The sequence below is a fragment of the Parabacteroides sp. ASF519 genome, from assembly GCF_000364265.2.
Lineage (GTDB): Bacteria > Bacteroidota > Bacteroidia > Bacteroidales > Tannerellaceae > Parabacteroides > Parabacteroides goldsteinii.
Window position 1 is genome coordinate 4,430,124 of sequence record NZ_AQFV02000006.1, and the last position, 14,055, is coordinate 4,444,178.

Genomic DNA, 14,055 nt, shown 5'->3' on the forward strand with positions numbered 1-14,055 from the left:
ACCTTTTATTCAATAATGTCTATGACCCGATAGAGGTTGTCTATACAAATAAGAAAGTTCGCCTCACGTTCATTTATAAAACGCGCGGCGAACTTATTTTGTTCAACGATATATAAACTATTCTTAACTTATTTATCTTTTGTCGATTCTTGCCATTTCGCGGCATAACTATGAAGGATGGAAGCGATCCCCTCGCCGATCCGGACATAGTCTTCCGTTTTCAGATTAGCCAGCGAAGCACGGATAGACCATTCGGGAGCATCGAAGCCTCCGCCGTTCAACAGGACAAGCGATGTTTCCTGTGCCAGGCGGAACACGACATCGACCGGTTCGTAGTTGGCTTTCAGATATTCGAAGAAATCGTCTCCATAGAATTTCTTTGCCCACACTTCCATATCTATTTCACTGTAATAACCGGCACGAAGAGGATCATCGAGGAGGGTAAATCCTGAACTTTTCCAAAGGGTGTGCAGGCGTTCGTGAATGATGTCGATCATGCGGGACTGATACAGGTTCTCGGAATCCAGTAAGGAAAAAGAGGCAAACAAAGACATCTGTGTCTGCTGTGGCAGGGAAAGTCCGGATGTATGATTAAGTGCGACCTGGCGACTGTCGGCTACCATGCGGTCGATAAACTTCATCTTCGAGGGGTCGAGCATGATACTGCTGTAACGTTTTGCCAATGCTTCTTTCTTATCATCAGGCAATGCGGCAATCATACGGTCATAGATGTTATCTTCATGCAAAGAGATGACTGCCAGACGCCAGCCTGTCGCACCGAAATACTTGGAGAAAGAATAAACGCACAATGTATTATCAGGAAGCTCAGCCATCAGGGAACGGAAACCATGCACATAAGTGGCATATACATCGTCGGTAATAATCATCAGGTTGGGATTATAATTGGTAACGATATCGACAATACGCTCCGTCAATCCGGGTGTCAAAGCATAAGAAGGCGGATTACTCGGATTGACAATAAAGGCAGCCTTAACAGACGGATCCTTCAATACATCCAGATCTTTTTCCTGATATTGCCAGGTATGATATCCGTCACCCGTCATTTTCAGCGCATGTATTTCCGTTACATCAAACAGATAACGGGCCTGTTCGGGTATTTCTATATAAGGAGTAAAGACCGGAGCAAACAGGACGATCTTGTCTCCTTTATTCAACAGGAAGTTCTGTTGAAGGGAGTCGAAGATGTAACACATGGCAGCCGTACCGCCCTCGGTGGCAAACAAATCGAATTTACCTTTGGGCGGCTGGTTGTTACACAATGCCTGATCCAGATAATCACGCACCAATACTTCCGTATATTTCAAAATACGGTCGGGAACAGGATACTGGTCACCAATCACACCTTCTGCCCACTCATGTACCAGGTCGTTTTCATCAACATTCTTTACACGTACCATATAATTATAGGTATCACGTAAAAGTTCGGAACCAGGTGTTCCCTCTTGTTTATCAAGAAACTCCCTGAACCGATAGGCGATACTTGGTTTCTGGGGAACGCCGGCAAGACCGACCATACCGTCTTCCAGTTTAACCCCGCGACGGCATTCTTCCAGAGCAAACTGGCCGAGTAGAAAAAAGGCTTCGCGTGGCGTGGTAGCAATCCAGTTCGGGTTGCCACGACCGGCATTCAACATGATGTGGGTACTCTTACGGGCACTCTCATCGGCTAACCGGATCAGTATGTCCTTTAATTCGAACGGACTGATCTCCGACATTTTCTTTTCGTATTCACGGGTGACTACGATTTTATTGTTTTCTTCCATATTATATATTATATGTATGATTATTAATTTCTATTTTTATCAGAATTGAACTATCTTTTTCTATGATTTACATTAACAAGACAATCACCACTCCCCAGATAATCAGTAAGGTGTTACCGACAGCATAAGTAACTGTATATCCTAACGCCGGCGTCTGGCTTTCCACCGCATCTTCTATCGCACCGAGGGCGGCTGTTGTCGTTCGTGCTCCTGAAGTACAACCCAGTGTAATGGCCGGATGGAATTTAAAGAGATAGCGTCCCATCAGGACACCGGCTATCAGCGGAATGGTCGTGGCCAGTGCTCCGATAATGAACAGACTTACGCCTACTTCTTTGAAGCCGGTCACAAAACTCGGTCCGGCCGTAATGCCGACCACGGCAATGAACATATTCAGCCCTACATTATTTAATACCCACAAGGATGGTTCCGGAATACGTCCGAATGTCGGGTGTTTGGAGCGAAGCCATCCGAATACCAGTCCGGCAATCAATGCCCCGCCACTCGTACTCAGGCTGATCGGTATATTTCCAAAATGTACCACCAATGAGCCGATCACGCCACCGATAAAGATCCCCAGACCAACAAAGATCATATCCGTCTGGTTGGTCGGCCGGTCAGCATACCCCAAAGTCGCAGCCGCAGCATTTACCTCCATCTTGGTACCTACCAGTTCGAGCATATCGCCCGGATTAATCTTTGTCGCAGCCAGCACAGGTATATTGACACCCGCACGTTTGATACTTTTAATGCTGACGCCGTGCATCACCTTTTCACTGCGGAGACCGGCTACAGTTATTCCCGAAAACTTCTTACAGGAGATCAGTACAGGCAATGTCTCTGCCGGGAAGTCCAGCAATTCAAGGTCGTTCACTTCGTCTCCGATCCAATCTTCTTCTCCGATCACAAATTCACGGCGACCACTCAACACGACTTCGTTCCCTTTCTGAAGCATCAGGTCCGGTTTCACGTCATATACCACATTATTGATTCGTACGCGTTCTACAAACAGACGACGGCCCTGCCCTTCCAGATAATCTTCCAGCTCCTGTACGGTCTTGCCTGCCCCGAACCAGTCATTACTGATCTTATAAGCGCGGAAAGTGATGGGACGTGCTGCCGGCATAAAACCGGGTTGCTCGCTCTCATCGTCGGTACCCATCTTTGCTTCCAGCTCTTTACAAGCCTTCTTTACCGAAGGCAGTCCGCCTAGCAAACGGGGAGCCACATCGCTCATCAGCCAGGCAGAACCGGCCGTACCGAAAATATAACAGACAGCATAAGCTACAGGCATCACATTAATCATGGATGTTTTGTCTGCCGCACTCAACCCGCTCTGGTTGATCGTATCTTCCGCTACTCCCAGCACCGCAGAGATCGTCTGCGAACCAGCCAGCAATCCAGCCGCTTCTCCGGCATTGTATCCCATCAGCTTGGCAAGCAAAAAGGGAACAAACAGAGAGAACAAACACATCAGTACGGCAAAAAACATCTGCGGAAGTCCCTCCTTTTTTAGCCCGCGAAAGAACTGCGGACCAACACTATATCCCACGGCAAAAAGGAACAGAAGAAAGAATACGGATTTAATGGGTGCCCCGATATCGATATGCAATTGTCCGATTAATACACCGACCAGCAATACGCTGGTAACTGTTCCCAAAGAAAATTTACCTATCTTAAATTTACCTATCCAGAAACCGAAAGCCAGTGTCAGAAAGATAGCCAGTTCCGGATAGTGTTTGAGCAAATCAGCAAACCACTCCATATATACAATTATTTGACGTTAATAGTAAGACATATTCCATGTCCGATTTTATTGTGGTAAATGGAACACAATCCATGAGAAAGTTGTTGCGGGAGATTCAATTAAGAGATTATAAAAGCTCCCTTATTTTAAATAAATTTCTATCTTTGTCCCGCTTTGGTGATACGCCAGCCTCCGGTTGCCGTATAAAAGGGAATCCGGTGAGAATCCGGAATAGTGCCTGCTACTGTGAAGCCCGCTATAAAAGGAAAACATGCTTACACCACTGTCCGTGACAAGGATGGGAAGGTCGTTTTCCGGGCAAGTCAGGAAACCTGCCAGACAGACAAATCCGTTCTCCCGGGGCCAGGAGGGCTATTATGAACATAAAACAAATCTCTTTCAATGAAAAAGAAATGTCTGCTGACAGCCTTTCTTGTAGGTTGTTCAATGAGTATGTCTTTTGCACACACGGTATGTTGCAGAAGACAGTGACTGATTATATGCTGAAAGCAAAAGGCTATGAAAACTTCCATGTCGGAACGATCGAAGGTTATCCCACTTTCGATACGATGCTTGCCAAGCTCAAAGCCAGCGGTGTAAAGAAAGTCATGCTCATGCCTTTCATGTTCGTTGCCGGCGACCATGCCAACAATGATATAGCAGGCGACTGGAAAAAGGAGCTGGAAGACAACGGTTACGAAGTATCCGTCCTGATGGAAGGTCTGGGACAGAATCCCGACATACAGGACATCTTCATCGAACATGCCCGTTTTGCGGCCAAACACAAAATAGTCGATATCATGGATAAAAAGAAGCAATACGCTGCTGAAAAAGACTGACGGACCAAACGCCCATTATCCGTCACAGAGTCACAAATGAAAACCGGCCTCTTTCCTCATACGGGGAAAGGCCGGTTTTTTATATCAATACATTCTTGAAATTCTAATTTACACAACCAGAACTTTTACATTATTAAAGGAGCAATAACAATAGACATTTTATCTATTATCAACTAATTATTTACCATCTTTACTTGCATTTTTATTTATATCAAAATATATACATAAAATGATATTTTGTATACATAACAAACTGGAACATTGTATTTTTTTTGCATATACATTCACATGGAGTGTAAAACAACAACTAAATCCAAACAAAAACATGAAAAGTACGATTAATAACGCGCCTTCTGAAATACCTAACAGTCAGTCATTACATGCAGGCTTTGATCTTCTCATAAAGCCCGAAGGAATAGATTTAACTGAATCTTACCTATATAATAATATGATTTTCTTCATACTGGACGGATCAGTAAAAATATATTCTCCACATACTCAAACGAAGTCCATTGGCGAACCGCATATGCTCTTTCTTAAAGGGCATGAAAAATACACCTATGAAATTACTCCATGTTCGCAAATTCTTGCGTTCACCTTCGATAGTCTGACTATCGATGAGTTATTTCGTTTCCGGGCTCAATATGACCTATTACCCGAATCCTCGTTTGAATGGATAGAACTAAAGATAATCGAACCTCTCTACAGCTTTTTAAAACTTCTCATTCAGTATCTGGAGAATAATTATTTGAATTACAACTTATATCTTGCCAAAAGAGAGGAACTGTTCTATCTTCTCAAAACAGTCTACCCCAGTAAAGATTTAGGTCATTTTTTCTATCTGCTGGCCAATCACCCGTCTGAGTTCGAAAAACAGGTAGCGGAAAATTATATGAAAGTAAAGAATGTCAAAGAACTGGCCAATCTGATGGGATATGGGATAAACTCCTTCCGGGTCAAATTCAAAGAAAACTTCGGTATTCCTGCCTACCAGTGGTTACTGAATGAAAAGGCGAAACGGATTTTAAAATGCCTGACAACAGAAGGTGAAGATTTCAAAAGTATAATCGACGATTTCGATTTCAGTTCACATTCTCATTTCTATAAGTTCTGTAAAACACAATTCGGACTTACCCCCGAAGAATTAAAGAAGAAACTAAACAGCTGAAAGAATATCAGATTATATATTTTATATGTGATTTTATATATATTCCCCTTCTGCAGCATAGGCTACCTTTGTATTGTTAAAATACAGATTCTTATTAAATTATGATGACCAAATTGTATGTGTTATTATCCCTTGGTAAGGGTGGGGATAATACTTTTGTTGAGGGGAGAATGTCAACTCCCTTAGTCTGTTATATTCTGTCAGGTGTTATTTTACTTGTTGTGTTACTACGAGTATTTTCCTGGCTGCAATACCTGCAACTCAAACGCAAAGCCCGGAAACGTATTTTTAAGAACAAAACCGTCAAAAGTCTACCGGTACGAAATAAATAGATTATCTTTGTGTCTGCATGATTACAACCGAATGTATCAGAATCAATAACTCAAAGCTATAAATGAGCACAGGTAAAATAATCGTAGCCGGTATCGGACCCGGCAGTGAATCAGACATTACTCCCGCAGTGTTATCTGCCATCCGGCAATCAGACGTTATCGTGGGATACAAATATTACTTCCGGTTCATTGAAAAGATAATCCGTCCCGGAGCCATATGTATCGACTCAGGGATGAAACGGGAGAAGGCACGTGCCGAAGAAGCATATAATTATGCGACCGAAGGCAAAGTAGTAACTGTTATCAGCTCCGGCGATGCCGGCATCTATGGGATGGCCCCGCTTATCTACGAGATGAAACGCGAAAAAGGAAGTGACATCAGCATCGAAGCTTTACCCGGAATCAGTGCCTTCCAGAAGGCAGCCTCCCTGTTGGGTGCCCCGGTAGGACACGACTTCTGCGTGATCTCCCTCTCCGACCTGATGACACCGTGGGAACTGATAGAAAAACGCATCAAAGCCGCCGCTTCGGCAGACTTTATCACCGCCATCTATAATCCCAAAAGTGAAGGCCGCTACTGGCAGCTCTACCGCCTGATCGAAATTTTCCTACAGGAACGCGATCCGCAGACACCGGTCGGCTTTGTCCGCCAGGCAGGACGCGAAGAACAGGAAGTGACGATCACCACACTGGCAGACTTCGACCCGGAACAGGTGGATATGTTCACTGTCATCCTTATCGGCAACTCACAGACCTATCAGTTCGAAAATAAAATGATTACCCCGCGCGGTTATTACGGCGAGATCAAAATGGCCGCTAAGGAAATCGGAATCGGCCAGGACATCATGATCCGTAGTTTCCGCACCATCGAGAAAGAACTGAAAAACCAGGATATTCCGTTAGACAAGAAATGGGCCTTGCTGCATGCCATCCATACAACAGCCGATTTCGATATGGAAAACGTACTGCGGGTAGACGACAATGCCGTTTCCACGCTCTACGAAAAACTAAGCAGCAGCGCAGTCCGTACCATCATCACCGATGTCACCATGGCGGCATCCGGTATCCGCAAAGGAGCTTTGCAACGCATGGGACTCGAAGTGAAATGTTACCTGCAAGACGAGAAAACCGTTGCCCTCGCTACCGAAAAAGGGATCACCCGCACACAAGCCGGCATACGGATCGCCGTCAGCGAGCATCCGGATGCTCTGTTCGTATTTGGTAATGCCCCGACGGCACTGATAGAACTATGCGACCTGATCCGCAAGGGAAAAGCGACCCCTGCCGGAATCATTGCCGCCCCCGTCGGCTTCGTGCACGTACAAGAATCGAAACATATGGTCAAACCGTTCACCTCCATCCCTAAACTCATCGTTGAAGGACGGAAAGGCGGAAGTAACCTTGCGGCTACACTGACCAACGCTATACTTTGTTACAACGACGCTATTAATTTAAAACCAGGAAGAGACGTATGAGAACACAATTCACCGTCATCGGCATTCCCGATGACCCCAACTACATCAGCAACAACAAGACAATAGTAGATATAATCAACAGCAACACATACTTTTCAGGAGGCAAGCGCCATCATGAGATCGTCATGCCTTTCCTGCCGCCGGATGCTGTATGGATCGATATAAAAGTACCGCTCGACAATGTTTTCGACGAATATGAATACCATCAGAAGATCGTTGTATTCGCTTCGGGCGACCCTTTGTTCTACGGATTCGCTTCAACGATACTTAAACGGATGCCGGAAGCGGAAATAACGCTCCTGCCCTCATTCAATTCATTACAGATGCTTTCGCACGAACTGAAAGTATCGTATGAAGACATGACCATGGTATCCCTCACCGGACGTCCGTGGCATGAACTCGACTGCGCACTGATAGAAAACCGGGGGAAAATCGGAGTATTGACCGACCATGTGCGTACCCCGGCCTCCATTGCTATGCGCCTGCTGAAATATGGTTTCACACAATATAAAATGTATATAGGAGAACATCTGGGCAACCCGGAAAAGCAGCGCATCTCACGCTCGCTTGCCCTGTCGGAAGTGGAAGAATATCCCATCGACAGTCCGAATTGTGTGATACTGCAACGGATGTATAACGATATCACCTACCGTCCGCTGGGCATCCCCGACAAGCTGTTCGAACTGCTCGACGGCAGGGAACGCATGATTACGAAAGCGCCTGTCCGGATACTGGATATGAGCATGCTGATGCTCCCGATGTGCAACCACTTCTGGGATATCGGTTTCTGTACGGGATCAGTTTCTATCGAAGCGAAAAGGCAATACCCCCATCTTCACATCCACGCATTCGAGATCCGCAAGGAATGCTGGAAACTGATGGAAGAAAACAGTTCGAAACTGGGAGCACCGGGTATCGACGTACATATATGTGACTTCATGGAGGAAGATGTTTCCGACCTGCCCGCACCCGATGCCGTATTTATCGGCGGGCATGGAGGCAAGCTGAAAGAGATCGTAGGCAAAGTAGCTCGTTACCTCGCTCCCGACGGCCTGCTGGTATTCAACTCCGTATCCGAAGAGAGTGAAAAGTTATTTATAGAATCGGTTCACGAAGCCGGATTGAAATTAGACGAACCTTTGCATGTAAGTGTCGGCGATTATAACCCGATCACCATACTGAAAGCATTTAAAGAAGCAAAATAGAAGAACGATGAATAAACGATCAGTAGCAATCGTCGTGGTATCGGTCAGCAGTCTGCCGCTGGCACGGCAAATAAAGAAACAATATCCTGATGCTGTGATCTACAGTAAGGAATCGCAGGAAGAGACGGTAGTAATGGAGTCGATCGACACCATTGTCGGAGACCTGTTCCTCAAATCGGACGCGATTATCTTTATCGGGGCAATGGGTATCTGCGTACGCTGCATCGCTCCTTATATAATGGACAAGCATACCGACCCGGCGGTTGTCTGCATCGACAGTACCGGTAAATATATCATCCCGGTCCTCTCCGGCCATATCGGAGGGGCAAACGAGTTAAGCGTCGAACTGGCACAGGTACTCGGAGGTAACGCCATTGTCACCACCCAAAGCGATAATACCGGATTGTGGGCGCTCGATACACTGGGAGAAAAATTCGGCTGGTCTGTCGTAGCTGACGACCTGACGGACAATGAAAATGCGATGAATGCCTGCATTGCCGCCTTCGTCAATAAAAAACCGACAGCCCTTATATTAAATGTACGCGAGAAGGGTACGGAATACCTCGAACACACCTGTCCGGACCATGTCCGTATATTCAATAAATTCTCTGACATTCCCCTCGACCAGTTCGAGTTGGTGATCACCGTCGGGCCGTTTATCTACGAAGCGGATATCAAGATGGTCTCCTATTTCCCGAAAGTGCTGCACCTGGGTATCGGCTGCCGGAAAGACCTCAAAGGCGATCCTGTCGAGATGCACCAGCATATCATCGCCACTCTGATCGACAACAACCTCTGTCCCGAATCCATTGCCGACATATCCTCCATCGACCTGAAAAAGGACGAAGCGCTCCTGGCCCTGCTGGCCTACGATATTATGGACTGTCCGTTCAAGACCTACCCGGCAGACGTTCTGAACAAACTCGCTGTCCCCAACCCTTCCGCCAAGGTAAAGGAAGTCACCCAGTCATCGAGCGTGGCGGAAGCCGCGGCGATACAAAGTGCCGGAGGCGGATTCCTGTTGTTGGAGAAACAAAAGGGGCAGCTGGGAGAAAGCAACGATTATACATTTGCCGTGGCAATGGATAAATCCGTACAACGGCAAGGCCATATCGAAATAGTCGGTGCCGGTCCGGGCGATCCGGAGCTGATCTCGATACGTGGCAGGAGGATGCTCGAAAAGGCAGACCTGATCCTGTACGCCGGCAGCCTCGTCCCAAAAGAACTGACCTATTGTGCGAAACCGGGAGCCACCGTACGCAGTTCGGCAGATATGAACCTGGAAGAGCAGTTCATCCTGATGAAAGAGTTCTACGACAGGGGCAAGTTCGTTGTGCGCCTGCATACCGGCGACCCCTGCATCTACGGGGCGATACAGGAGCAGATGGCTTTCTTTGACCAGTTCCATATGAGTTATCATATCACCCCGGGGATATCCTCTTTTCAGGCTGCCGCTGCCGCTTTGCACTCACAGTTCACCATCCCGGAAAAGGTACAGACCATCATTCTCACCCGTGGTGAAGGCCGTACGCCGATGCCCGAAAAAGAACAGCTGCACAAATTGGCCGCCAGCCAAAGCACGATGTGCATCTACCTCAGTGCAGGCATAGCGGACAAGGTGCAGGAAGAACTTCTTGAACATTACGCCCCTACCACACCGGTAGCCGCCTGCTATAAACTGACCTGGAAGGACGAACGCATCTACCGCGGAGAGTTGAAAGACCTGGCGAAGATCGTCAAAGAGAACCATCTGACGTTGACCACCCTGCTGGTGGTAGGCGACGCGATTGACAACCGCGAAGGCCTCTCACGTCTTTATGCCGACGAATTCAAACACCTGTTCCGTAAATAACCTGTTTCAGAAAAGGCTATGATACTGATATTGGGAGGAACAACGGAGGGACGGGCCAGCGTCCGCATCGCAGACGAAGGAAGTGCGCCTTATTATTATTCGACCAAAGGCGCGCTCCAGGAAATAGAGTGTGCGCATGGCATCCGCCTGACCGGCGGCATGGATACGGCAGCGATGGAAACATGCTGCCGGGAGAAAAACATCCGGTTGCTGGTCGATGCCGCCCATCCCTTCGCCTCGGCCCTGCACCGCACGGTTGCAGAAGTATCCTCCTCCCTCGGGTTGCCGGTGATCCGTTACGAACGGCGTTATCCGCCCCGCGACCCCGATCTGGTCTGGTGCGATAATTACGATGACGCCATTCGTAAACTGGAAGAACACGGTATCCGGCACCTGCTTGCCCTCACCGGGGTAAACACCATCGCCCCGCTACGCCCTTGGTGGAAAAAGCATCCGGCATGGTTCCGCATTCTTGAACGCGAAGAGTCGCTCACAACCGCCACCCGTCAGGGATTTCCTGCGGACTATCTGTGCTTCTATCAGGATGAAGACGATGCCGGAGCACTGATGGACCGGTTGCAACCGGATGCCGTTATCACCAAGGAAAGTGGCCGGTCTGGCTATTTCAACGAGAAAGTGGCGGCTGCCCGCAAACGCTCCATCCCTATATTCGTTGTCAAACGGCCGGCATTGCCCGAAACATTCTACATTGTTTACGGAGAGGACGGATTGCGCAAACAGATCGAACGCCTGCTGCCGGAGTTCTTCCCCCTGCATCACGGCTATACGACCGGAGCCTGTGCCACGGCAGCGGCCAAAGCGGCCCTGACCGCCCTGTTAAGTAAAGAGGAACAAACAGCCGCATCCATCACCCTGCCTTCGGGTGAAATAATCACCTTGCCGGTTACCGCAACCGAATGGGACAGTGACAGTGCAACCTGTTCGGTCATCAAAGATGCCGGCGATGACCCGGATGTCACCAACGGTTCTATGATCGTTGCCAACGTGGCTTTTTCGACAGCCTCCAACGATGCACTTGTCCGTTTCGTCGCTGGTCCGGGAGTAGGCACAGTCACTCTGCCCGGATTAGGGCTGGAAGTCGGAGGTCCCGCCATCAACACGACCCCCCGCAAAATGATCACGGATGAATTGGCTGCTGTTTTACAAGCGTTCCGTCAGAACAACCCGGCAGCTAAAAACCTGCCGCCGAGTCCCGGACTAATAGTCACAATCTCCGTTCCCGGCGGAAAAGAACTCGCCACCAGGACATTCAACCCGAAGCTGGGCATCATTGGCGGCATCTCCATCATCGGGACATCCGGCATCGTACGCCCTTTCTCCGCCGACGCCTTCATCGCCTCTATCCGCAAAGAAGCCGAAGTAGCCAAAGCCATCGGCTGCCAGACACTGGTCATCAATTCAGGAGCCAAAAGCGAACGGTATCTGAAAGCCCGTTACGCGGAATTACCGCCACAGGCTTTCGTACATTACGGAAACTTTATCGGCGAGACATTGAAAATAGCCTCGGCACTCTCCTTCGAGCAAGTTGTCATGGGGATCATGATCGGAAAAGCAGTCAAACTGGCGGAGGGATTTCTGGATACCCACAGCAAGAAAGTAGTCATGAACAAAGACTTCCTGAAGGAAACCGCCCGCGAAGCCGGCTGCCCCGAAGCAGCAGTCCGGCAGATCGAGACGATTACCCTCGCCCGCGAACTCTGGCAGTTATTCCCTTCCGGAGAACAATCACCCTTCTTTTCTCTCCTTTTAAAAAAATGCTATGCACATTGTATCCCGCTCCTTCCCGCGGATAAATTACAGATCGTATTGATTACGGAAGAAGGTCGGATTCGGGAATAAATAAGATTTACCGGATCAGAACAGGAAATAACACGGCTTACTCGAGCCTGATCTCCTTACTCTGTACATAGGAAACATCCAACTGCCCGCCGGCACTCCCGTTGCTTTCCTGCAAAGGACTCACTTTTGCACGGCTCAGCGACAGGGTTGCCTTACCGGACAGTGATGAATTACTGAACGTGATATTGATGGAACGGCTGCCCTCGTCGCGGTTAAAAATGCTGTTCACTCCGCCATCATAACTGATAGTAACTTCCACCACTTCGTTCGGACCAACCGGATCACCTTCCCAGGTCAACGTAGTCGTACCTTTCACTTTGGCCGATGTAAACGATTCGGGAATAGCGATCGGTTTTACGTCTTTTATGGAAGCGACATTGGTATAGACCTCATCTTTTGCACGGGTAAAGGTGAAAGTCATATCTTCCAGTCCTTTAAAAGAATACGTATAGAAATAAATACCCACATTGGCAAAATTGGGGGCCTTGCCGTTGAACAGGATGGAAGCCGGGCCATTCAGTTTGATGTTAATCCCCGCACTATCCTGCTTATTGAAATTCGCCCCGACATTTGTCTTATTATTAGTCACATCGTAGGAAACACCGAGATTCTGATAGAAAGGGACATCCGGTTCAATATCGGAAGAATCATCACTGTCGCAGGAGGTGAGTGTCCATGCGAATAAAAGGGAGGCAAACAAGAAATACTTTTTCATGACGTTTAATATTTTGAATTACCTTTATATAACAAACGAAATGAAAAAAGTTTATCCCGTTAACATTCTCTGTCAACTCTCAAGACACATCAGCAGTTCTTCAACAGAAGCGACCTGCCGCGGCGGATTACCCGAAAGATAAAGGGTGATCGGAGATTCCACCGTCTCTCCCGCATCAATCCGGCTTTCCGATTCTATTTCGCAGCCGGCATGAATCCCGTTCCGCAGAAGCGCCTTACGCACCATCGCATATTTCTGGCCACTGCCGGTAAGATGGATTTCCCTGTCATAACGGTTGTCGATGCGGAACAGGCCGGTTTCCATATCGAAGACAATCCCTTTGCGGGCAAAGAAACCGCTCAGGTAACCGCTTAAAGCGAGGTCCTCGGGCGTACCGGTACTGATCCCTTTCACCTTGTCCATCAACCATATCTTATCGGCGATCTGAAGAGCCAGTTCAAGGTCGTGAGTAGAGAGGAAGATCGTTTTATTGGTCGTACGGGTAAGATGATGCAAAAGCTGCATGATCTCCACCTTGCTGGGGAAATCGAGAAAGGCGGTCGGCTCATCCAGGAAGATTACAGGCGTTTCCTGTGCCAGCGCTTTGGCGATCATGACCTTTTGCCGCTCACCGTCGGAAAGGGTGTGTACCATGCGCGAGGCGAGGTTCTCGATCCGGACCATGGCGATCGCCTCTTCTACGATCTGCTTGTCTTCTTTACCCAGGCGGCCCCAAAAACCGGTGTACGGACTGCGTCCCATGCCGATCAGTTCACGGACAGACATGTTGCGGATGTCACACTTATCTGTCAGCACCACTCCCACTATAGTGCTAAGCTCCTTATCACTATAGTCCTGTATATCGCGGGACAGTAGTGCTATTTCACCCGACAGGCGAGGCTGGAAAGCGGATAATGTACGTAATAAAGTAGACTTTCCGACACCGTTGGCACCCAGCAGGCAGGTTAATTCGCCACTATAGATCGTTGTCGTTATATGGCTTGCTACCAGCTTAGTATCACTTTTAGAATGATAACCGATAGAGAGATCGTTTATCTGAATAGTTGCCTCTTTCATG

9 protein-coding genes, 1 pseudogene and 1 riboswitch are annotated in these 14,055 nt (G+C 48.0%); of the genes and pseudogenes, 6 read left to right on the forward strand and 4 right to left on the reverse strand.

The genetic code is table 11. From position 1 onward, the window contains the following. Nucleotides 1-128 precede the first annotated feature (128 nt). Both C825_RS17590 and aspT read right to left on the reverse strand, forming a co-directional pair. Nucleotides 129-1,784 carry a bifunctional aspartate transaminase/aspartate 4-decarboxylase gene (locus C825_RS17590; RefSeq protein ID WP_007653544.1) on the reverse strand — a complete coding sequence of 552 codons (1,656 nt, stop codon included), beginning with the start codon at nucleotides 1,782-1,784 and terminating at the stop codon, nucleotides 129-131. A 67-nt stretch (nucleotides 1,785-1,851) separates the two neighbouring features. Then, nucleotides 1,852-3,549, reverse strand: coding sequence for an aspartate-alanine antiporter (gene aspT / locus C825_RS17595; RefSeq protein ID WP_010803451.1), 1,698 nt, complete (start codon nucleotides 3,547-3,549; stop codon nucleotides 1,852-1,854). Nucleotides 3,550-3,689: 140 nt separating this feature from the next. Continuing rightward, nucleotides 3,690-3,885, forward strand: a riboswitch (cobalamin riboswitch). A gap of 134 nt (nucleotides 3,886-4,019) precedes the next feature. Between aspT and C825_RS17600 the strand changes: the two are divergent. The 6 genes and pseudogenes from C825_RS17600 to cbiD all read left to right on the forward strand — a co-directional run. Further along, nucleotides 4,020-4,370 (forward strand): annotated as a pseudogene (locus tag C825_RS17600) (sirohydrochlorin cobaltochelatase); the annotation flags it as partial. Between the two features lie 325 nt (nucleotides 4,371-4,695). Further along, a complete protein-coding gene (locus C825_RS17605; RefSeq protein ID WP_044214490.1) occupies nucleotides 4,696-5,538 on the forward strand; it encodes an AraC family transcriptional regulator in 843 nt (280 codons plus the stop codon). 394 nt (nucleotides 5,539-5,932) lie between these two features. Beyond that, nucleotides 5,933-7,345, forward strand: a complete 1,413-nt coding sequence (gene cobJ / locus C825_RS17610) for a precorrin-3B C(17)-methyltransferase (protein ID WP_010803454.1) — start codon at nucleotides 5,933-5,935, stop codon at nucleotides 7,343-7,345. Beyond that, complete coding sequence (locus tag C825_RS17615; RefSeq protein WP_010803455.1) at nucleotides 7,342-8,550, forward strand: bifunctional cobalt-precorrin-7 (C(5))-methyltransferase/cobalt-precorrin-6B (C(15))-methyltransferase; 1,209 nt, start codon at nucleotides 7,342-7,344, stop codon at nucleotides 8,548-8,550. The genes cobJ and C825_RS17615 overlap by 4 nt, the downstream gene beginning before the upstream one ends. 7 nt (nucleotides 8,551-8,557) lie before the next feature. Further along, a complete protein-coding gene (cobM, locus tag C825_RS17620; RefSeq protein WP_010803456.1) occupies nucleotides 8,558-10,402 on the forward strand; it encodes a precorrin-4 C(11)-methyltransferase in 1,845 nt (614 codons plus the stop codon). Between the two features lie 18 nt (nucleotides 10,403-10,420). Continuing rightward, a complete protein-coding gene (gene cbiD, locus C825_RS17625) occupies nucleotides 10,421-12,262 on the forward strand; it encodes a cobalt-precorrin-5B (C(1))-methyltransferase CbiD (protein WP_010803457.1) in 1,842 nt (613 codons plus the stop codon). 37 nt (nucleotides 12,263-12,299) lie between these two features. On the opposite strand, the gene C825_RS17630 is transcribed toward cbiD, so the two are convergent. Beyond that, entirely contained in the window at nucleotides 12,300-12,977 is a 678-nt protein-coding gene (locus C825_RS17630; RefSeq protein ID WP_010803458.1) for a hypothetical protein, read from the reverse strand. A 72-nt stretch (nucleotides 12,978-13,049) separates the two neighbouring features. Beyond that, on the reverse strand, nucleotides 13,050-14,054 hold the full coding sequence (locus tag C825_RS17635) for an ABC transporter ATP-binding protein (RefSeq protein WP_044214665.1): 1,005 nt from the start codon (nucleotides 14,052-14,054) through the stop codon (nucleotides 13,050-13,052). Between the last annotated feature and the right edge of the window lies 1 nt (nucleotide 14,055).